Annotated in this window: 1 pseudogene; it reads left to right on the top strand. The window is 59.7% G+C overall.

The annotated features are described in order from the left end of the window. Window positions 1-596, top strand: a pseudogene (locus KNP72_RS15770) (glutamine--fructose-6-phosphate transaminase (isomerizing)); the annotation flags it as partial.

The raw sequence follows: 596 nt of genomic DNA on the forward strand, positions 1-596 counted from the left end.
ACGGGCCGCTTCACGCTCGTCCACAACGGTGTCATCGAGAACGACGAACAGATCAAGGCGACACTCGACGTGCCGTTCCTCTCGGAGACGGACACGGAAGTCATCGTCCAGCTCATGGATAAGAACTTCGTCGTGCTAAATGACGTCGAGGCGGCGTTCCGCAAGACGTTGTCTGAGCTCCACGGCTCGTACGCGATCGCGATGATCGACTCGGAAGATAAAGAACGCCTCTATATCGGCAAGAACAAGTCGCCACTTCTCGTCGGACTCGGCGACGGCACGTTCAACGTCGTGGCGTCTGACGCGATGGCGATGCTCCAAGTGACGGACCAGTACCTCGAGCTCCACGACGGCGAGATCGTCATCTTGACGCGCGAATCGGCGACGATCAAGACGCTCGACGGCGAGGTCCTCGAACGTGCCCCGTACACGGCCGAGATCGATGCGTCAGACATCGAGAAGGGCACGTACGCGCACTACATGTTGAAGGAGATGGACGAGCAACCGGCCGTCATCCGCAACATCATCCAGCACTACCAGAACGACGCCGGTGACATCGAGCTCACGGAAGGCGTGCGCTCGCTCGTCTCGGAAGC

It is taken from the genome of Exiguobacterium sp. s152, assembly GCF_018618335.1.
In the GTDB taxonomy this organism is placed as follows: domain Bacteria; phylum Bacillota; class Bacilli; order Exiguobacteriales; family Exiguobacteriaceae; genus Exiguobacterium; species Exiguobacterium chiriqhucha.